Raw genomic sequence first — 21,235 nt, forward strand, 5'->3', positions numbered from 1 at the left:
AAACTCTCCATAAAAGAGCGATTGATTAGCTCATGTTGTCTTGCTTTAAAAATTGACGCATGGCATAAAACATTGTTCAGTTTTCAAAGATCTACGGTGTCGCTCTCAAAACAGCGACTTAATCAATATACCATGTTGTGCGTATTCCGTCAACAACAATGTATATTTTTTTGTGTGCGCCGGTTGCCGTGAACGGCTTTCCTTAACGCGACAAATAACAATTTACCATGATTATCTGAGGTGTGCAATAGGTTTGAAAATAAAAGTTTTTTCTGAAAAAAATACACCTTTTCATAAATGGAGTGTAATTAGAAAAAGCCGCCCTGGACCAGGACGACTTATTGATGCATTTACTTTTGTTTCATTTGAGGGAAAAGCAGTACGTCGCGGATTGATGAAGAATTCGTAAGCAGCATAACCAGACGATCGATACCGATTCCTAGCCCTCCTGTAGGTGGCATTCCGTATTCCAGGGATTCGAGGAAGTCCTCATCCATCAGATGAGCTTCATCATTACCGGCTTCCCTTTCTTTCACTTGCGCTTCGAATCTTCTGCGCTGATCAATCGGATCATTCAATTCCGAAAAGGCGTTGGCATGCTCTCTCCCTACAATGAAGAGTTCAAACCGATCCGTGAACCTTTCATCTTCCTGGTTCTGTTTCGCTAGTGGAGAAATCTCTATCGGATGTCCATAAACGAACGTAGGCTGGATCAGTTTTTCCTCGACTTTCTGTTCAAAGAATTCATTCATGATATGACCGAACGTCATATTATTATCGACCTCGACACCATGATCTTCAGCCAGTTGTCGAGCTTCCTGGTCCGTCATCTCCTTCCAGAAATCGACACCTGTTTCCTCTTTGATCGCATCAGCCATATGGAGACGTGTCCATTTCGGATCAAGGTCGATTTCCGTTTCCTCATAGGTTACTTTTGTCGTTCCAAGCACATCTTTGGCAATATGAGCTATCAGCTCTTCTGTGAGATCCATGACATCATGGTAATCCGCATACGCCTCATAAAGTTCAAGCATTGTGAATTCCGGGTTATGACGGGTGGAGATCCCTTCATTACGGAACACCCGCCCTATTTCATAAACTTTCTCCAAGCCACCGACAACCAGGCGCTTGAGGTGAAGTTCAATGGCAATCCGCATGTAAAGCTCTGTATCAAGAGCATTATGATGAGTGACGAATGGACGGGCTGCTGCCCCGCCTGGGATTCCGTGCATCATCGGAGTTTCGACTTCAAGAAATCCTAAATCATCCAGATATCGGCGCATGGACTGGAGAATCTTACTGCGTGTTATGAAAGCTTCTTTGCTCTCCGGGTTGGTAATCAGATCCAGATAGCGCTGACGGTAGCGTTGCTCTACGTCTTTCAGTCCATGGAATTTTTCCGGGAGGGGACGAAGCGACTTCGTAAGCATATGGAACTTCTGGGCTTTGACAGAGAGTTCGCCGACGTTCGTTTTGAACATAATTCCTTCCACACCTACGATATCCCCCATGTCTGCTGATTTGAAAAGTTCGTAGTTCTCTTCCCCTATTTCATCTTTTCTTACGTACAGTTGAATTTGACCGCTCAGGTCCTGGATATGAGCAAAACCCGTTTTCCCTTTCCCGCGTTTTGTCATGATCCTCCCCGCTACAACTGCGGAAGCCTGCTTCTCTTCAAGTTCTTCTTTGGAAACCTCTCCATACGCTTCATGAAGATCTTCCGCAAGATGTGTTCTTTCAAACTTATCACCGAAAGGGTCGATTCCCTGTTCTCTATAGCTGTTCATTTTATCCATACGGACCTGCATGTATTCATTTATCTCTTCAGCCATGTGTATTCACTCCGTTCTATGTTTAGTTTTACCGCTTCAATAAAGAAAACTGCCAGCATACACACTGGCAGTATTACACTACTGATTAGTATAGAAAAGACCTTCCGAGGTGTCAACGATTTGGTCACTTTTGATTCTTCCGCCTCGGCGACGCTACCGGACCTTTCGTACAGCCGCTGACTCCTCATCTGATAATTCTTCTACCAGCTCTTTAATCGTTTTTCCATCAGGATAAAGAATAAGATCGTTATTCACATCAGCCAACGGAATCAGTGCAAAGGCACGTTCATGAAGGTGGGGGTGAGGGAGAATCAACCGCTCCGTCTTCATATCGACCTGGTTCAATGCCAATATGTCGAGATCTATTGTTCTCGGTCCCCACTTCATAAGACGTTCTCTGCCAAAGTTTTTTTCTACCTCCTGGCATACATCCAGAAGTTCCAGAGGTTGCAGGGAAGTCCTCATCATAATCACCATGTTAAGAAAATCATCCTGTTCCACATATCCTATTGGATCCGTTTCATAGATAGATGATTTCCTAAGGACGTCGATGTAAGGATTTTCTTCCAGCTGCTGAATCGATTCTTGCAAAAACTTCTCCCTCGGCGAAATATTTGAACCGAGCGCAATGTAAGCCGTGTTCATTCAGAGCGACTCCGATAAATTTCAACAGACACCGAATCATAGTGTCCAGGGATCGGTGGGTGGAGTTTGTTGACCCGGACGAGACACCCTTCCAAGAGAGCAAACTCTTTGAATAGGGTCTCCGCCAATTCTTCAGCGACCGTTTCCACCAGATTCCGGGCAGGACCCTCCACAATTTTTTTTGTAACTTCATGCACTGCTCCGTAATCAATCGATTTCGTCATGTCGTCCGTAGCCGCCGCTTCTTTCAATTCAGCTTCCAGCTGGAGATCCACCGTGAAATGTTGACCCAGTTTGTTCTCCTCGGGAAACAACCCGTGATAACCATAGAACTTCATACTGTTCAAATATATTTTATCCATTACAATCACTCCTCTCCATCATCGCATCCATCATTTTCGTCATGCGGACTATTTCTTTCACATCATGCACTCTTACAATTTCAACTCCCTGTGCAACTCCGTAACAGACGGTAGCTCCCGTTCCTTCCATACGTTCCTCTGTCCCCAATCCGAGCACTTCCCCGATGAATCGTTTTCTTGAAGTACCCAGAAGAAGCGGATACCCGAGATTCCGGAATTCTCCGAGATTGCGCATAACTATAAGGTTCTCCTCCTTCGTTTTCGCAAACCCGACGCCCGGGTCGAGAATGATGTGATTCTCCGGGACTCCCGCTTCACGGGCAATTCCAACACTTTTTTCCAAATCGGCTTTCATATCCTCGACAAGAGAAGTATAGTTTCGCTCCTTGCGATTGTGCATCAGCACGATAGGTACACCTGTTGCTGCAGCAACTTGAGCTATCCGTTCATCATATCTCGCTCCCCACACATCGTTGATCAGATCGGCGCCTGCTTCAACCGCTCTCTCCGCTACCTCTGATTTGTATGTATCTACAGAGATCGGAAGAGAGATATGCTTTTTCACTTCCCGAATCATCGGAATAACCCGCTCCATCTCTTCTTTTTCCGATACAGGTTCATGCCCGGGCCGGGTGGATTCGCCCCCGATATCAATAATATGAGCCCCTTCTTCCTCCATACGAACTGCATGGGCTATTGCATTTGAAACCTCGTTATAGCGCCCGCCGTCAGAAAAAGAGTCCGGCGTGACATTCAGAATCCCCATGACAAGCGTCTCTTTATCCAGACGATACTCTTTGTTCCGTATTGTTAATTCTATCATTTTCATTCACCTGACTTTACCATTTTCTATACCGATAATAACCGATTCAGAAGCAAAAGAAAACTGCATCCCCCTCAAAGGAGATGCAGTCTCATTATTCGTCATTATTCGTCATCGAACTGATAAAGAGGAGTAGAAAGGTAACGTTCTCCATTACTAGGGATTACTGCCAGCACCTTCTTCCCTTTTCCAAGACGCTCCGCTACCTGTTTAGCAGCATAGATGGCGGCACCCGAAGAGATTCCGCCGAGAATTCCGTCTTTACGAGCGGCCGCACGCGCTTCTTCAAACGCTTGCTCAGTCGTCACTTTTATCACTTCGTTATATATGCCCCTATCCAGAATAGACGGAACAAATCCGGCTCCAATACCCTGGATTTTGTGAGGACCCGGATTTCCTCCTGATAAAATAGGACTGTCTTCCGGTTCTACAGCAACGATTTCAATATCTTTATATTTATCTTTAAGAACTTTTCCGGCACCTGTGATTGTACCTCCTGTGCCGATACCTGAGACGAAAGCATCCAGTGCATCTCCCATTTGTTCGATGATTTCCGGACCGGTTGTCTTCGCATGCACATCTACGTTCGCCTGATTATCAAATTGCTGGGGCATGAAGTAACCGTGAGCTTCACTTAACTCGGAAGCTTTTTTAATAGCACCCTTCATTCCTTCCGGGCCAGGGGTCAATACAAGTTCTGCGCCGTAAGCCTTCAAAAGGTTCCTTCTTTCTTGACTCATCGTGTCGGGCATAACAAGTTTCGTCTGGTAGCCTTTGGCAGCAGCGATCATAGCAATACCGATACCCGTATTGCCACTTGTCGGCTCCACAATGACGTCACCTTCTTTAAGCTTCCCTTCTTTTTCAGCAGCTTCAACCATTGAGAGAGCTATTCTGTCTTTCACAGAACTCCCCGGATTCATGTACTCAAGCTTAAGGTAAATGTCCGCATGGTTCTTTTCTGCACTCCCATTCAACTTGACTATAGGGGTGTTTCCTACAAGCTCCGTTACGTCATTAGCAATTCTCATCTGATCACTCCTAATTCCCAGTATTTTAATAGGGTTTGATTCTAATGTAAAGAAAAATTGGAAAAATGTCAATTAGAAAAGCGGATCCAACCCGCTTATAAGTTCTGGCGTAAGCAGGGGGTTCTCTTTTCAGGTGCTTTTTCCTGAAAAAGAAATCACTGCTTAGGACATGGACTTATGGGTGGCGTAGCTGGACAAAGAAAAGCGGAAGCACCCATTCAGAAATACTGGCATAAGTAGAACGGCCAGACGAAAGGCGTTCTTTCCTTTCTCTGGTCCGGACTGCTTATGACACGAATTTCTGGGTGCTGCAGCTGGATCAAGAAAAGCGGAGCCATTCGCCTAGAAGCTCTAAGATAAGTGGACGTTCCTGGCTTCGGGTGGTCTTCCCCGAAACAGGGGCTGGCCGCTTATATTGCATAAAAAGCGGAAACTTCCTATTCTGATATAGAAAACCCGGACCTCTTAACGATAAAAAGGCCCGGGTTTTCTATTTTTCATTTTATTTTCTAGGAAGACTGCAGGCTTTTCAGATCTTCTTCATCCAGCTGATACACTTCATTACAGAAATGGCATGTCGCTTCAGCTCCGCCGTCCTCTTCGATCATACGATCTATTTCTTCATTACCAAGACTCGCAATCGCTGTTTCAATCCGCTCCCTGGAGCAATGACATTCAAATGCGACAGGAAGAGAATCAAGAACTTTCACGTTTTCGGCTCCAAGAATCGTATTCAGCAATTCTTCCGGAGTCTTCCCTTCACGCACCAGTGTCGACACAGCCTTCATCTCAGAAAGTCTCCGTTCAATTTCACTGATTGTTTCATCCGTGGCTCCGGGCATCATTTGGATGATGAATCCACCGGCGGCCATAATCGTATAGTCGGTATCAACGAGTACACCAGCACCTACTGCCGATGGAACCTGTTCTGAATTTGTGAAGTAATACGTGAAATCTTCAGCTATTTCTCCGGAGACGATCGGCACCTGGCCGGTAAAATAGTCTTTCAAGCCCAGATCCTTCACCACACTGATGGAGCCGTTCTGGCCGACTGCCCGTGCGACATCCAGTTTGCCATGTTCATTGGAATCGAAATCCACGTGCGGGTTCTGAATGTACCCCCGCACATTCCCATTCGATGCCGTATCTACGACAATAGCACCGGCCGGCCCGTCCCCTTCTACTTTAATCGTCATTTTGTCGTCGCCTTTCATCATCGCACCCATCATGGAACCGATAGTCATCGTACGCCCGAGAGCAGCAGAAGTGGTGGCCCAAACGTCATGACGTCTTCTTGCTTCTTCTACGATATCCGTCGACTGAACCGCATAAGCTCGTACTTGGCCGTCAAATGCTGTCGCCCGAATTAAATGATCTTTCATGTTGTACCTCCTTGAAATATATCTTTATCTTTATTTCTCTGATAAATAACGTTCAACCCTCTCAGAGTCAGGAAAGGATCGACATGGTCGATTGTGCGGGATTCGTTGGCGATAAGGTTGGACAGCCCTCCGGTCGCGATTACCACCGGCTCTTCTCCTTCCGCCTTCTCTTTCATTCTCCGGACCAGCTCGTCGACTTGTCCTACATATCCATAAAACACGCCCGACTGCATCGCTTCCACAGTGGATTGACCTACGACATCCTCCGGTTGTTTTATTTCAATCTTCGGAAGTTTAGCTGCTTTGGCATAAAGAGCCTCCATGGAAATGTTTATACCGGGAGCAATCGCTCCTCCGACATATCGATTTTCACTATCGACATAACAATAAGTGGTCGCCGTACCAAAATCAATGATTACAGCCGGAGTGGAATAATCTTCAATGACACCGACAGCATTCACTATTCTGTCTGCGCCTATTTCGGAAGGGTTCGGATACGCCATCTCCAGGCCTTCTTCCACGTGCTCGGTTCCTATAATAATCGGCTTTTTGTGAAAATATTTTTCCGCCACACGTTCGAGCGAATACATAATCGGCGGCACCACTGAGGAGATGGTCACTCCTTCAATGTCAGAAAACTGGAGTCCCTCATATGAAAACAACGATTGGATCAGCATGCCGTATTCATCTTCTGTTTTGTAACGATCGGTCTTGATCCGCCAATGGTATTTTAAAACATCTTCGTCAAAAACACCTAATACTGTGTTTGTATTACCTACATCGAGTACAAAATTCATCAAAAAAGCCTCCATAAATTCGTCACATTCTTCCTTCGGCTTTTATAATATCACATTTCCGCCCCCGTTGCTTCAAGAAAAGCCTGGCCCTCTTAAAGCAAGGCTGCGTGGCCTATTAGAAGAGCGTAAAGTAGAGACCCGCCACTCTCAGGAAGGGATTGCCCTGAAATTCTACAAAAGGAAGCTGCGCCTTGATGGCACAGCTTCCCGAAATCGTAAGTTATTCTTTGCGCTTATCTTCTTCATTTTCTTCTTTTTTCGGATCCTCGTGACCTTCTTCCTTTTCGTCGGAAGGGTGAGAGTGATCCTCTCCTTCTTCTTCAGCGCCCGCATTTTCTTTCGCGTCGTCGCTCTCGTCAAGAGAAGAAGCTTTATGAAGATTGGAGTTGTTCTTTTGAGCCAGTTCCTCCAATTCTTCTTCCGTAGGCATACGACCTTCTTCAAACAGGTACTTGATCTCTGTGGCATCGAGCGTCTCCACTTCGAGGAGTGTCTGAGCCATAAGTTCAAGCTTATCTTTGTTTTCAGTAAGAATCTGTTTTGCACGGTCGTAGCAGTAGTTGATGAAGTTCTGGACTTCCCTGTCGATTTCAAAAGCAATCTGGTCACTGTAGTTCTGTTCATTCTGGATGTCACGTCCAAGGAAGACTTGACCACCCTGATTGGAACCGAACTGGAGCGGTCCGAGTTTTTCACTCATGCCGTACTCTGTCACCATACTGCGGGCAATACTGGTAGCACGTTGGAAGTCGTTATGAGCGCCGGTACTCACTTCGCCGAACATAACCTCTTCCGCTACACGTCCACCGAGCAGGCCGGTGATCTTATCGAACAGTTCCGGTTTCGTCATGAAGTAACGATCTTCTCTCGGAAGCATGACGGCGTAACCGCCTGCCTGACCGCGTGGAACGATCGTAACTTTATGCACCATATCCGCATCATCAAGCACCATACCGATAATGGTATGTCCACTTTCGTGGTGAGCCACGATGTCGCGTTCTTTTTTCGAAATGACACGACTCTTCTTGGCTGGACCGGCAATGACACGGTCTATCGCCTCATCTACGTCGACCATTTCAATCTGGTGCTTATCTGTACGTGCTGCTACAAGAGCTGCTTCGTTCAGAAGGTTCTCAAGATCAGCTCCGGAGAAACCTGGAGTACGAAGAGCGATCGTCTTAAGGTCCACATCGGTACCGAGAGGCTTCTCTCTGACGTGAACAGCAAGTACCGCTTCACGGCCTTTGACATCCGGACGGTTGACTGTAATCTGACGGTCGAAACGTCCTGGACGAAGAAGGGCAGGGTCGAGAATGTCAGGGCGGTTGGTAGCTGCAATCATAATGATTCCTTCATTCGCTCCGAACCCATCCATTTCTACAAGGAGCTGGTTCAACGTCTGCTCACGCTCATCGTGACCTCCGCCGAGTCCGGCGCCACGTTGACGACCTACAGCGTCCATTTCATCGATGAAAATGATACATGGTGCGTTCTTCTTCGCATTTTCAAACAAGTCACGCACACGGGAGGCACCGACACCGACGAACATTTCAACGAAGTCGGAACCACTGATTGAGAAGAATGGTACGCCTGCTTCCCCGGCTACTGCACGGGCAAGAAGTGTTTTACCTGTACCCGGAGGACCAACGAGCAGGACCCCTTTTGGAATACGGGCACCCACTTGCGCGAATTTCCGCGGATCTTTCAGGAAGTCCACGACTTCGACCAGTTCCTGTTTCTCCTCATCCGCACCGGCCACGTCTTTGAACCGGACCTTCTGTTTATCGTCACTGTACATTTTCGCCTTACTCTTACCAAAGTTCATGACTTTGCTTCCGCCACCCTGAGACTGGTTCAGCAGGAAGAAGAATAAAATGAAGATAATGACGAAAGGAATGATTCCTGTCAGGAATGTCACCCATGCGCTAGGCTGTTCTTCCTCTTCCACGTTAAGGATACTCTGGCTTGTCGCCGTCTCCGTCACTTGTGAAATGAACTGTTCGTTCGCAGGAAGATGAACGCTGAAGGAGTTATCTTCTCCTCCCCCTTCAAGCTGACCTTTCGCAACATACACATTATTTACAGGTTGTAATGTCAACTCCTGTATTTCTCCATTATCAAGTCTATCTAAAAACTGGTTCACAGAAAGTGTTTCCTGTGGCTCACCTTGACCTCGGAACAGGCTTAAAATGCCTATAACAACGAGGAAGATAAGTAAGTAAAAAATTGTATTTCTGAATATCCGATTCATTGCCTACCTCCTCCTGTGAGAGAAAACTACAGTAAATACTATCATATTGCATTCACTTCCTACAAATGATTACTATCGACAGTTTATTGATCTTCTCCACTATATATTTCCGGTTTCAAAACACCGATGTACGGCAAGTTTCTATATTTTTCATTATAATCAAGGCCATAACCGACGACGAACTCATCCGGTACTTCGAAACCTACCGTATCCGCTTTTATTTGTGCGTGGCGGCCTGAAGGTTTATCAAGAAGTGTCACGATCTTGATGGAGTTCGCTTTTCTGTATTTAAACAGGTCTACCAGATAACTGAGCGTGCGACCGCTATCGATGATATCTTCAATAATCAAAAGATCCCGGCCTTCCACTTGTGTATCCAGGTCTTTTTCGATTTTCACTTCACCCGTAGAGCGCATCCCCGCGTAACTCGACACGTCCATGAAATCCATCTCCAGGTGGATATCCATGCGCTTCACAAGGTCGGACATAAAAGGCATGGCACCTTTTAGTACACATACAGCCAAAGGGAACTGATCCCTGTATTCCTCCGACAGTTCTTCACCTATCGCTCTGCATTTATTCTGTATTTCTTCTTCAGTGATCAAAACCCGTTCGATTTCATTATGCATCCTCGTTCCTCCTACCCGATCTGTTATACGTCACTCGCACCAGTGAAGTTGACTCACATTCCACTGCGGCTTTCTTTATTCCAGGAACCCATAGAACAACGCCATCACCATCTGTAACAATCGGCCAGGTATTCCTTTCTGCCAAAGGAATCTTCCGGTCGATAAAAATATCCTTTATCTTTTTCGTTCCCTTCATTCCTTTAGGTTTCATACGATCTCCATCCCGGCGATTTCTTACTATCAGCGGGAATTTCACGTGAGTCGTATCACATATGAATTCATACAAAGAAGTACCGGTCACATCTTTGGTACTTTGCGCATAAATCATCGCTCCCCCGGCTAAGGAAACACATCCTCCCGGATATAGTTCCTCATAATAGAAAGGAGAGTCGTGTGATTCTGAAAATGTGAACGATACTTGATCATACGCTCTTACCACATTCAGACCATCCGGAAAATCCAGGGTGCTGTTTACTCGATCACCATCCATCAATTGTAAAAATAAATCTTCATGAATGTAAGTAATATCTTCTACTTGCTCATTGTACAGATAGTTTAATATTAGATGAAAGGCTCTTCTTTGTAAAGCAATCGGGTAACGTTTCCATGATTTGATGGATAGGGTGACCTCTCCCTTTGAAAAAACCACTTCCTTCATCATCTCCCAGGCTTTTTCAGAAAGGAATTCCTCCTCCTCATACCTTCGCTCACTATAACCCTGTATATGTTCATGAAGCTTCGGGTTCTGTTGTTTCAGAAAAGGAAGAAGCTGATGGCGGAAAGCGTTTCTCGTATATTGCGTTTCGTTATTGGAAGGGTCATAACGCGGGGTGATCATGCGGCGGTCACAGAAACGTTCAAGTTCCTCCTTTGTAACAGTGAGAAAAGGGCGGATGATCCGGCCGCTTGCAAACTTCCGTGAAACCGGCATACCGGTTACGCTCGATGGACTCACTCCCCGCGCCAACTGCATAAACAACGTTTCCACCTGATCGTCTCCATGATGGCCAAGAGCAAGACTGTCCGCCTGGTGTGTACGCATCAATGTTTCCAATGCTTCATACCTGAGCTTACGGGCAGCCTCCTGGGTTCCTTTTCCTTCTTTTTGTTTATAGCGGGCAACATCGACAAAAATCTCCTTCAAAGGTAGCGAAAGGGTTTCGCATACCGTGCGCACGTAAGCCGTATCTTCCCGGGACTCTTCTCCCCGCAGTCCGTGATCGATGGTGGCCGCAATGATTTCCAGAGAAAACTCCTGTTTATGTTCGTATAAATAGTAAAGCAGAGCAAGTGAATCAGGCCCTCCGGAGACAGCGACGATGATCGTATCTCCCTCGTTGAGCAGCTGATGCTTACGGACGAAATCATCTGTGTTGTGCACGTGCGTCACTCCCATTTCGATTCTTGTTTCATCGTACCACCGGAGGCTTCCTGCCTGCAATCGGAACGAACAGCTTATCGGTAAGCGTTTGAATCAAGCCAAAAGAAGAGCGGAATTTTCTGACTATGAAAATTTCCTGCATAACCGTTGACACTCTTTTCTGTATTGTGTATTATAATCCTTGTGCTTAAAACAACGGCGGCGTAGCTCAGCTGGCTAGAGCGTACGGTTCATACCCGTGAGGTCGTGGGTTCGATTCCCTCCGCCGCCATCCCAGGCCCGTTGGTCAAGTGGTTAAGACACCGCCCTTTCACGGCGGTAACACGGGTTCGAATCCCGTACGGGTCATTTATTTCAGAAACCGCCTGTTGCAGGCGGTTTTTTTATAAGCAAAAAAAGCGTGGAGCCAGTACTTTTTACTGGTTCCACGCTTTTTCATTTAGCTCTGTTAAAGCTAGTTGTTGATTTTAGAACGAAGGGGGGAGACGCCTGCGGGATAAGCATGAACGGAAAATCACCCGAATCGAATACTAGGAGATTCGGGAAGTTGACGTCATACCCGCGGCAAGCTGCTACCCGTAGAGATAAAACCAACAATAAACGCTAACAGAGCCTTCATTTAAATAACGGTTGTTTCTTGCCTCACCTTGCATCGTTCATCGATTGTCATAGACAGCAAGCTACCCTCTTTTAGAGCCGCGGCCTCCGCGTTTCGATTCTGTATGCTTTTTCAGTGAAGTCAGTCGATCATCACTGTCTTTCATGAAGCGACTCATCTTTTGTTCAAAAGATTCTTCCGGCTTACGAGGTTTCTGCGGCTGAGGACGTTTCGGAGCTTCCTTCGCTTTCTTGATGGAAAGCCCGATCTTACCGTCATCCCCTACATTAATGACTTTCACTTGTACTTCGTCACCGCGACTCAAATGCTCATTAATGTCTTTTACATAGTTGTCGGCAACTTCACTAATGTGAACCAAACCGGTCTGCCCCTCCGGGAGCTCCACAAACGCTCCGAAATTAGTGATACCTGTTACCTTACCCTGCAACTTGCTGCCTACTTCAATGGCCATAAAAAAAATGCTCCTCCTTAAAAGTTCGATAAAAGAATTTCCTACTTTATTATTATATATAAGCTATGAAAAAAGTGTCAATATGAAGGTTCCTGATTTGGAATTTTGAAGATTATTTCCCCTTCTTTCGAGAAGAAATAATTACTTCTGGCAATTTCAAGAACATACTCTTCCTGCTGGAGGAGTTCCACCTCTTCCCGCAACTCCGATTCCGTTTCTTCAAGCGTTGCCATTTCTTCCTGAAGTTGTTCATATTCCGCTTCTTTTTCAGCGTATACCATACGTTGCTGGACGTGATAAACAGCGAGTGTGCTTGTTACGAGCAGCATGACCAGTGCAAACAGTGCCAGCCGACGGAAAAGCCTTTTCTTCTTTCTTCCCTGTCGCTCTACATGAGCATCGTACTGATTCATGTATGTAGAATCTAACCGAGTCACCGATTTCTTTTCTTTCATGCTTTACAAGCCTCCTTTGACTCATTATACATGTTTTTTTTCCATTGTAACCTATAAATCCTTTAATTTGCGTAGTATTTTTCTCACAATCGACACGACCCTTACCGAACTCTTACAAAGGAACACCTATTTATGAGAATTTTCCCTTTTTTTGAATTTGGTAAACCTGCGCCTCCTCCACCGGTTCCCTCCGGCGAGAAGGCATATAAGAATTCAATCTTTGTTTACAGGTTCTTCACTTTTGATTATATACAGATCGGCTGCTTCATCTTTTTTTACAGTCTCTTTCAGTTCCTTCACTTCGATCGTCAACACTTTCTGACCGAACTGAATCCGGAGTTCGTCTCCAACTTTCAGTTTGCTTGAGGATTTTCCAGCGTGTCCATTTATTTGTATCCTTCCCTGATCCGCAACTTCCTTAGCAAGGGTTCTACGTTTGATCAAACGGGCATTTTTAAGAAATTTATCCAGTCTCATAAATCGATTCTCTCCTTCTCTTTTGCTTTATTCCACCACTGTTCCAATTCTTCCAGGTCCATCGCTTCCAGGTTCTTATCTTGACGCTCGGCTTCTTCTTCAAGGAAGGCGAAACGTCTCCGGAATTTCCGGTTGGTCTCCTGCAGGACGAGTTCCGCATCAATCCGGTCATGCCGGGCGAGATTCGCAACTGTGAAAAGGAAGTCTCCCAGTTCCTTCTCTCGTTCCCGCTTCGATGCAGCCGAGGTATACTCCTCCCATTCTTCTTTCATTTTCTCAAGAACTGCTGCCTTGTCATCCCAGTCAAACCCGACTTTGGACGCTTTTTTCTGCAGATCGATAGCCTGTAACAGCGCCGGAGAGTGTTTCAGCACACCATCGAGAAGGGACTCACGATCCGCGCTGTGCTTCTCTTCCTGTTTAATGGCTTCCCAGTTCCGGTTCACCTCGTCCGCATCATCGACGTCGACATCCCCGAAAACATGAGGGTGACGCCGCACCATCTTCTCCGTAACGGAACGGATCACGTCATCAACGGTGAAATACCCTTCGTCCTCTCCTATCTGGCTGTGAAGCATGACCTGCAGAAGTACGTCCCCGAGTTCATCGGCCAGATGTTCATCATCTTCCTCGTCAATCGCTTCCACTACTTCATACGCTTCTTCAATCAAATATTTTTTCAGGGAGGCGTGCGTCTGTTTCTGATCCCATGGACATCCCCCCGGTCCCCGAAGTCGACGGATCACATGGCGCAATTCTTCAAACTGATGCGTCAATGTATCAGCGGAAGCGGGCGGAACATAGATGCTGGTAAGATTGTTCACCTCGACTTCACGGTCGAGATCCTCGAGCGCCACCGTTTCGATACGCTCTCCTATGCTTCCGGCTGCCGTCACAATCGTGACCGGGTAATCTTCCGGCAGATCCTCCAGTAACGTTAGCTTCACTTCTGAAGCAATCATCGTATCATACACCTGACAGAAAAGCGTGTGCTGACGATAAGTAAGGTTCTTTCTCTCAAAGCCGGTAGCATCTATGAATTGAAGACCTTCGACCGGATCGATCCGGAGAGCCCGGAACGTCTCATCCAGGAAACTCTGACCTCCGTCTATCTCCACTTCCCGTTGCTGCTGCTCGAGCAGGAGCTGTACGGTTTTTTCTGCAACCATAGGATGTCCTGGCACCGTATAGAAGATATCCCGTTCCAGAGAAGCGTGCAGCAATTCATCTGTAATAGCATGATACACTTCTTCAAAAGTATCGAAACGCTCATACAGAGCGTCAAAGCTCTCGAAGTGGACACCTTCCTGGTGAAGGGCTGCCACGGCCGGATGATCGAGCGTCCTTGTGAATATTTCATCGTTTACAGAAGTCAGAGCGCGGTAAGTTCCGAGAGACATCTGGGCAAGATCCCCTGCGCCCAGTCCGATAATACGTATTTTTCCCATTTCATTCATTCCCCTTTATCAACCATTTTCTCCACTGTTCAGGGACCATCTCCCCCGGAAGCACACGGAACTGACGAAGGAAAAATCCATAAACGAAAGCTCCGCCTCCGGAAAGGAGCAGGACCCACAAAAGAAGCAGGACGCGGCTCTCCGGAACGTACAACCACCTGAAGAACAGAACGCATAAAGCCATTCCTGCAAGAGAAGGGAGGAGGCCTCCCTTGTTCCACGCAAACAGCCCCCTATGTATCTTTCTTTTCAAGACCGATAAATTGATCAAACCGATAACAGCTATAGCTGCTACGGAAGCAAGAGCTGCTCCGTACACATGAAAGACCGGAATAAGTGTCACGTTCAGTACTACTTTGATGAGCAAGCCCGCCCCAATCGTACCTGCTGTTACGGTAGCGTACCCCAGCCCCTGAAGAGCGGAGGCGGAAGTCAGAACGAGGGAGACGAAGACGACATTGAGCATCTGTAGTCGTAACACGCCGGTACCCGCTTCATTCAGATAGAATAATCTGTTTATGTCCGGAAACAGGACGAGGAGGCCCACACAGGCCGCGAGACTTATCAAAAGCGTAACAGTCATCGCCTGACGTATCGCCTGCTGTGAACGATCCGCCCTTACGATTGCAGGAAGCAGCGACAGGGCGACTGAGGAGGCAAGAACAATAACAAGCTGAATAAGCGGCTGTGCACGGTCATAGATCCCTTTCCATTCCCGCGCATCCATCACCGGCATCCCTTCCTGAACGAGAAGCGGGACGAAAGTGAACGCATCTGCAAGCTGTAAAAACAGAAGCAGCATATAATTCACACTCATCAGCACACTGTAAAAAAGAACGCGCTTCACGTAATAAAAGGAGGTGCCTGCAGGTTTGAATGAAGGCCTGGGAGGATTTTTCCTCCATTTCCCCGCCAGGTAAACGATAGCGATAACCATCCCTGCCGCCGCTGCGACAGCGGTGCCTGTTCCAATAGTATAGACATTTCCCGAAAGGTAGACTGCGATACTTACAACCAGGATGCCTCCTACCCGCACAAACTGTTCGAGTAGTTGAGAAATAGCAGTGGTCTTCATATCCTCATACCCTTGGAAACCACCGCGCAGGACGGCCAGAAAGGGAACGAGCAATAAGGCAAGAAAAGCGACTTTCAAGGAAGCGGTCAATCGTCCGTCGCCCATAAAAAGGGCGATCGATGATGCTTGGATGTATCCGGTCACAGCGAAAACAAAGAAAAAAGCCGAAAGCCAGATGAGCACCGGCCGATAAAAAAAAGGTACCGATAACTGTCTATCTTCCGCTACAACCCGGGAAACGGCTGCCGGAACCCCCTGCAAGGCAAAAACGATACCTATCCCTACAACCGGGTATATTTGCTGATACACATAGAAGCCGATATCGCCCCCGAAATTTTGCAGAGGGATGCGATAGCCGGCACTTAATATTTTTCCGATGATACCTGCCATAATCAGCCAGGCCGTACCTCTCATCCAGTTATTCTTCATACCTAAACCCTTCAACTCTTATAATAGTACACCCATTATATCATATAAAAGCGGAGCCATTCCTATTTCAAAAACAAAACAGACCGGGTCCGCCTCCGCAGCAACCCCGGTCTGTTCATCTTCTGGAAGTATCGTTCTGGAAATCAGCTTCAACTTTCCTGAAGCATCATCGAAGGAAGCCGGCGTAGAAATTCTTCAATCAACTCATATCTTCGCGGCTGTGTGTTTTTATCCAGACGGAAGCGAATCTTCAACTGATTCTCGTCCGTACTAAGCTGAATCATCCGTCCGTATTGATTAGCCATATCAAAAAGCTTGGAGCCATCAATCACCTGGCTCTGCTCTTTCTCCATGACCATGTCAATGATATGTTTCTTCTCTGTTATTTCTTCGATACGTGTCTGCTTTGCCTGATGCTTCAGCATAGCGACCGTGAATAATTTTTCCACCTGTTCCGGATAATCCCCGAAACGGTCGATCAGTTCATCCCGTAAGTCACGGATGTCTTCCTCCGATTCGACGGTCTGGAAGCGTTTATACATATCGATCTTCTGCTTCTCATCCTCAATATAATTACCCGGGAGATAGGCGTCGATGTCGAGTTGAAGTTCAGGCTGAAAAGGCTGGACCGCTTCCGGACTCTTACCCTGCCGCTTCGCTTCGATGGCGTCGGATAGCATCTGGGAATACATATCGAAACCGACCGAATCGATGAACCCGTGCTGCTGGGAACCGAGAAGATTCCCGGCTCCCCGAATCGACAAATCCCTCATCGCGATCTTAAAGCCGGAGCCGAGCTCTGTGAATTCCTTGATCGCTTCAAGCCGCTTTTCCGCGATTTCCGTCAGCACCTTGTTCTGCTGGTACGTGAAATAGGCATAAGCGACACGATTGGAACGACCGACACGGCCACGGATCTGATAGAGCTGGCTGAGGCCCATCCTGTCCGCATCGTAAACGATGAGCGTGTTCACATTCGGGATATCCACCCCGGTTTCAATGATCGTCGTGCTCACGAGAACGTCGTACTCCCCTTCGAGGAAAGAGAACATCGCATTTTCGAGTTCGGTTTCATTCATCCGTCCATGAGCTAATGCCACCCGCGCATCGGGGACGAGCTCAGCTATATGGGCAGCCATCCGGTCAATATTATCGATCCGGTTAAACAGGAAAAAGACCTGACCGTTTCTCGCCATCTCCCTCTCCACCGACTCCCGTATGAACACCGGATTATATTCGATCACATACGTCTGGATCGGGAATCTGTTTTCCGGAGGAGTTTCGATGACAGACAAGTCGCGCACACCGAGCATCGACATATGAAGCGTACGGGGAATCGGGGTAGCCGTAAGCGTCAGCACGTCGACATCCGCTTTCAGCTGCTTGATTTTCTCCTTATGCTTCACTCCAAAACGCTGTTCTTCATCCACGATGAGCAACCCGAGATCTTTGAATTCCACATCTTTCGACAACAGTCGATGCGTCCCGACCACGATGTCCACGAGACCTTTCCGTAAGCCTTCCGAATTTTCCTTGAGCTGCTTCCTCGTACGGAAGCGGCTCATCAGACCGATGTTCACACCGAAATCCTGCATCCGTTCCGTGAGAGTCTCGTAGTGCTGTTGAGCAAGAATCGTCGTAGGTACCAGAATCGCCACCTGTTTGCCCTCGGCAATCGCTTTGAACGCGGCACGGAGAGCAACTTCCGTCTTTCCGTACCCAACATCTCCGCACAAAAGCCTGTCCATAGGACGCACACGTTCCATGTCATGCTTGATCTCGTCGATACAACGCAGTTGATCCGGTGTTTCTTCGTAAGGAAACGCTTCTTCGAATTCCTTCTGCATTTCCCCGTCCTGTTCAAACGCGTGCCCTTTCGAAGCTTCCCGCTCCGCATAAATCTCTATCAGCTCATCGGCGATATCCTCGACAGAAGACTGGACCCTGCGTTTCACCTTTGCCCATTCAGAACCGCCGAGCTTATAGATTTTCGGCTCTTTGCCTTCGGAGCCTACGTATTTTTGAATAAGATCGATCTGTTCAACCGGAACGAACAACTTATCATTCCCCGAATATTGCACCATGAGGAAGTCGTTGTGGGTGCCCCCCGACTCCATCGTTTCGATTCCTAAGTATTTTCCGATACCGTGATGGGAATGGACGACGTAGTCCCCGGTCTTCAGTTCCTGATAGCTTTTTATCCGTTCGGCATTCGACATCTTCTCTTTCTTTTTCCTTTGAGGGGCACGTTTTTTGAAAAGTTCCCGCTCTGTGAGCACCGCTATTTTGTGAAGCGGCCATTCGAAACCGGCACGAAGCGAACTGTCTATGATGACGGGAGTGCTCACCGGAAGCGTGGCATCTCCTCCTCCGACGACCGCCTCCATGTCATAGTCATCGAGAACCGCCTGAACTTTCTCTTTCCGCTGCTTATTCGGAGCAGCAATGACGACTGAGAAACCCTGTTTGTTCCAGCGTTCCATCTCGTTCTTCAACAAATTCATCTGGCCGTGAAATTCCTGCATCTGCCGTCCTGTAATGTTGATGACATTCCCTGGATGAGTAGAAGGTATATGCCTCATAAATACAGAAAGATAAATACGCTGATGGGTGGTGCGTGCCCAAATATCATGCCAGTCGTGGGAAATCTGCAGATCCTTTACCGTCCGGCCGTTTTCCAGTAAATTCTGGTGCCATTCCGCTTCTTCTTCATCCAGACGCTGGGCCGTTTCCTGGATTCTGCTCATTTCATCAAAAATGACCAGTCCGCGCTCCGAAAGGTAATCGAGGAGGCTGTTTTTATTTTCATAGAAAAAATTCATGTATTTATACATATTTTCGAAGCGTTCCTGCTGTTCGAGACGCTCTTTATCATGGGAAATCTCTTCATATAATGTCTGTTTCGCTTCCTGGTCCGACCACTTACCGATCGTCACCTGGTAAGCATCATCCAGCTGATGAAGAGCTCTAGCGTAATCCTCCGGTTTCAGGAGCATTTCTGTAGCCGGTTTGATGACGGCTCGTTCCCATTTTTCCTTCGATCTCTGGGACTCGACGTCGAAGGTGCGGATCGAGTCGACTTCGGTATCAAACAGTTCGATCCGGAGCGGATGATCTTCTGTCAGCGGGTATATATCCAATATTCCTCCGCGCATCGAAAACTCCCCCGGGGAAGAGACCATACCTGTGCGTTCGTATCCGACCCTTATGAGCTTAGCAAGGTAGTGATCAAGGTCAATCTCCATTCCCGTCTCGAAAGTGATCTGAGCTTCCTGCCAATACGAAATAGGCGGCATCATTCTTTTCAGGGCCGCCACAGGAGCTATACATATACCGGCGTCTTCATGAATCCATTCATCCAAGGCATCGATTCGCTGACTCCTAAGCTCCGGACTGGCAAAGGCTATTTCAGAGGCGATCAATTCATTGACCGGATAGAGATGAACCGGACAATCTTCCGACCATTCCTGTAGATCTTCATACAGCTGCTGAGCCTGGTTCAGCTGGTGCGTGACCAGAAGTATCGGGCGATTCACCGCTTCCTGGACGATAGACACGAGCATACTCCGTGACGTACCGGAAACCCCCGCAACGACTTGTTCCTTTATGCCGTTGTTCACGCCGTCAATAACCGAAGCTATATCATCATAAGGCCGTAAAAATTCTTTTATTCCATTCATATTAACTTACCCTCCGCCATCACAGCTTTCTCTCCTCTATAGATCGAAATATATCCGAAACCGCTTCAGGAAGTTCCGGCTCATTTGTTGTATTCGTTCATCACTTCGTCAAAAGACTGCGACATCCATGCTTCACAGGCATGCACGGCCCGGTCCACACTTTCTGTCATCCACTTTTTCTCTTCCTTGCTGAAGGAATCGAGGACGTGATTGATAACAGAAGCATTTCCCGGTTTACCGATCCCGACACGAAGCCGCTTGAACTCCTTCGTACCCAGTTGATCAATGATATCACGGATGCCATTATGACCCCCGTGCCCGCCTTTTTGTCGAAGACGTATTTTTCCCGGTTCGAGATCGAGGTCATCATAAATTACCAGAACGTCTTCTTCTCCGAGGCCGAAATAATCCAGAAAAGCACGTACCGCTTCCCCGGAAAGATTCATATACGTTTGGGGTTTCAGTAGAATGATTTTCTCTTTGCCTACATGTTCAGTCGTAAACAGACTGTTGAATTTCTTCTTCTCCACCGTCCAGTGATTGCGCTTTGCAAGTTCATCGATCACCTGGAAACCGATGTTATGTCTTGTAGCCTCATACTTCTTCCCCGGGTTCCCTAATCCGACAATACATTTCATAAGCTGAACTTCCTTTTCTCTTAAGTAATTACGATTATTATAGCATAGCAAAAGCAAGGATACAGACGAAAAGAAAGGGCGTGCCCTCTCGGCTACGCCCTTTTTTCTTTATTAATGTTGCACTTACTTGTTCTCGTCCTCATTCTCATCATCGTCATCTTCTCTGAGAGCTTCCGGCTGTTCGTCAGTAGCTTCTTCAGGCTCTTCAGGCATTTCTTCCGGTGGCGTAACAGAAACGATTGTTGCATTCTCATCTTCAAGAATCTCGTAGTTACGACCTTCTTTCAAATCGCTGACCATGATACTGTCCCCGATCTGAAGTTCAGATACGTCGACTTTGATTTCCTCAGGGATTTCACCCGGCTTCGCACGAATTGCGAGTTCGTATAGAGGCTGCTGCAATACGCCGCCTTCGCGCACGCCTTCTGCTTCCCCTTCCGTATGGATAGATACTTCAACGTCCACGTCTTCTTTCATGTTGACTGCATAGAAGTCCGCGTGGATCAGTTCGTCCTTAAGCGGGTCGATCTGATGCTCGTGAAGCATGACGTTAAGGGTGTCTCCACCTTCAACATCAAGGGAAATGATTGCGTTTTTACCGTTGTCACGGACAGTTTTCAACAGCTCGATGCTGTTTACTGAAAGAGTTACAGGATCTTTCTCTTTTCCGTAAACGACACCAGGAACATCGCCGCGTTGACGGATTTCCTTCGTGTTTGATGTTTGCAGATTATCTCTTTTACTTGCTTTTAGTTTAATAGCCAATTTCATCTACCTCCAAATATTTATCGTTAGTATATACCCTTTTGTTCAATCAGGCA

Annotated in this window: 18 protein-coding genes and 2 tRNA genes; 2 read left to right on the top strand and 18 right to left on the bottom strand. The window is 47.1% G+C overall.

The genetic code is table 11. From position 1 onward, the window contains the following. Positions 1 to 350 precede the first annotated feature (350 nt). From lysS to tilS, 10 genes are all read right to left on the bottom strand, one after another. Positions 351 to 1,832, bottom strand: coding sequence for a lysine--tRNA ligase (gene lysS, locus BW944_RS13290; protein WP_076560501.1), 1,482 nt, complete (start codon positions 1,830 to 1,832; stop codon positions 351 to 353). 153 nt (positions 1,833 to 1,985) lie between these two features. After that, positions 1,986 to 2,477 (bottom strand): 2-amino-4-hydroxy-6-hydroxymethyldihydropteridine diphosphokinase, encoded by a 492-nt coding sequence (gene folK / locus BW944_RS13295; RefSeq protein ID WP_076560503.1) that lies wholly within the window; start codon positions 2,475 to 2,477, stop codon positions 1,986 to 1,988. Further along, positions 2,474 to 2,839, bottom strand: coding sequence for a dihydroneopterin aldolase (folB, locus tag BW944_RS13300; protein ID WP_076560505.1), 366 nt, complete (start codon positions 2,837 to 2,839; stop codon positions 2,474 to 2,476). The genes folK and folB overlap by 4 nt, the downstream gene beginning before the upstream one ends. Further along, positions 2,832 to 3,662, bottom strand: coding sequence for a dihydropteroate synthase (gene folP, locus BW944_RS13305; protein WP_407690089.1), 831 nt, complete (start codon positions 3,660 to 3,662; stop codon positions 2,832 to 2,834). The genes folB and folP overlap by 8 nt, the downstream gene beginning before the upstream one ends. Positions 3,663 to 3,766: 104 nt before the next feature. After that, entirely contained in the window at positions 3,767 to 4,693 is a 927-nt protein-coding gene (cysK, locus tag BW944_RS13310; RefSeq protein ID WP_076560510.1) for a cysteine synthase A, read from the bottom strand. Between the two features lie 509 nt (positions 4,694 to 5,202). Next, positions 5,203 to 6,075, bottom strand: coding sequence for an Hsp33 family molecular chaperone HslO (gene hslO / locus BW944_RS13315; RefSeq protein WP_076560512.1), 873 nt, complete (start codon positions 6,073 to 6,075; stop codon positions 5,203 to 5,205). After that, positions 6,072 to 6,872: a type III pantothenate kinase gene (locus BW944_RS13320; RefSeq protein ID WP_076560514.1), complete on the bottom strand. Its 801-nt coding sequence runs from the start codon at positions 6,870 to 6,872 to the stop codon at positions 6,072 to 6,074. Before BW944_RS13320 ends, hslO begins: the two co-directional genes overlap by 4 nt. A 220-nt stretch (positions 6,873 to 7,092) precedes the next feature. After that, the gene (ftsH, locus tag BW944_RS13325; RefSeq protein WP_076560516.1) at positions 7,093 to 9,123 is read right to left on the bottom strand and encodes an ATP-dependent zinc metalloprotease FtsH; all 2,031 of its coding nucleotides are present in this window, start codon (positions 9,121 to 9,123) and stop codon (positions 7,093 to 7,095) included. 83 nt (positions 9,124 to 9,206) lie between these two features. Next, positions 9,207 to 9,752, bottom strand: a complete 546-nt coding sequence (hpt, locus tag BW944_RS13330; RefSeq protein ID WP_076560519.1) for a hypoxanthine phosphoribosyltransferase — start codon at positions 9,750 to 9,752, stop codon at positions 9,207 to 9,209. Beyond that, the gene (gene tilS / locus BW944_RS13335) at positions 9,745 to 11,133 is read right to left on the bottom strand and encodes a tRNA lysidine(34) synthetase TilS (RefSeq protein WP_234983185.1); all 1,389 of its coding nucleotides are present in this window, start codon (positions 11,131 to 11,133) and stop codon (positions 9,745 to 9,747) included. The genes hpt and tilS overlap by 8 nt, the downstream gene beginning before the upstream one ends. A gap of 197 nt (positions 11,134 to 11,330) precedes the next feature. Between tilS and BW944_RS13340 the strand changes: the two genes are divergently transcribed. Together BW944_RS13340 and BW944_RS13345 are read left to right on the top strand one after the other, a co-directional pair. Beyond that, positions 11,331 to 11,404 (top strand) — tRNA-Met (locus BW944_RS13340). A 5-nt stretch (positions 11,405 to 11,409) separates the two neighbouring features. Next, a tRNA-Glu gene (locus BW944_RS13345) sits at positions 11,410 to 11,481 on the top strand. Positions 11,482 to 11,813: 332 nt separating this feature from the next. Here the strand turns inward: BW944_RS13345 and BW944_RS13350 are convergent. The 8 genes from BW944_RS13350 to BW944_RS13385 form a co-directional block, all read right to left on the bottom strand. Then, the gene (locus BW944_RS13350; RefSeq protein WP_076560522.1) at positions 11,814 to 12,203 is read right to left on the bottom strand and encodes a S1 domain-containing RNA-binding protein; all 390 of its coding nucleotides are present in this window, start codon (positions 12,201 to 12,203) and stop codon (positions 11,814 to 11,816) included. 77 nt (positions 12,204 to 12,280) lie between these two features. Next, positions 12,281 to 12,658 carry an FtsB family cell division protein gene (locus BW944_RS13355; protein WP_076560524.1) on the bottom strand — a complete coding sequence of 126 codons (378 nt, stop codon included), beginning with the start codon at positions 12,656 to 12,658 and terminating at the stop codon, positions 12,281 to 12,283. Between the two features lie 213 nt (positions 12,659 to 12,871). Next, positions 12,872 to 13,135, bottom strand: coding sequence for an RNA-binding S4 domain-containing protein (locus BW944_RS13360; protein WP_076560526.1), 264 nt, complete (start codon positions 13,133 to 13,135; stop codon positions 12,872 to 12,874). After that, positions 13,132 to 14,583, bottom strand: coding sequence for a bifunctional methyltransferase/pyrophosphohydrolase YabN (gene yabN / locus BW944_RS13365; RefSeq protein WP_076560528.1), 1,452 nt, complete (start codon positions 14,581 to 14,583; stop codon positions 13,132 to 13,134). The genes BW944_RS13360 and yabN overlap by 4 nt, the downstream gene beginning before the upstream one ends. A 1-nt stretch (position 14,584) precedes the next feature. Further along, positions 14,585 to 16,096 carry a putative polysaccharide biosynthesis protein gene (locus BW944_RS13370; RefSeq protein WP_076560530.1) on the bottom strand — a complete coding sequence of 504 codons (1,512 nt, stop codon included), beginning with the start codon at positions 16,094 to 16,096 and terminating at the stop codon, positions 14,585 to 14,587. A 149-nt stretch (positions 16,097 to 16,245) separates the two neighbouring features. Next, on the bottom strand, positions 16,246 to 19,776 hold the full coding sequence (gene mfd, locus BW944_RS13375; protein WP_076560532.1) for a transcription-repair coupling factor: 3,531 nt from the start codon (positions 19,774 to 19,776) through the stop codon (positions 16,246 to 16,248). An 80-nt stretch (positions 19,777 to 19,856) separates the two neighbouring features. Continuing rightward, complete coding sequence (gene pth / locus BW944_RS13380) at positions 19,857 to 20,414, bottom strand: aminoacyl-tRNA hydrolase (protein ID WP_076560534.1); 558 nt, start codon at positions 20,412 to 20,414, stop codon at positions 19,857 to 19,859. Positions 20,415 to 20,537: 123 nt separating this feature from the next. Beyond that, positions 20,538 to 21,179 carry a 50S ribosomal protein L25/general stress protein Ctc gene (locus BW944_RS13385; protein WP_076560573.1) on the bottom strand — a complete coding sequence of 214 codons (642 nt, stop codon included), beginning with the start codon at positions 21,177 to 21,179 and terminating at the stop codon, positions 20,538 to 20,540. Positions 21,180 to 21,235: the final 56 nt, after the last annotated feature.

Origin of the sequence: Salimicrobium flavidum (genome assembly GCF_900156645.1) — a bacterium.
GTDB classification, from domain to species: domain Bacteria; phylum Bacillota; class Bacilli; order Bacillales; family Halobacillaceae; genus Salimicrobium; species Salimicrobium flavidum.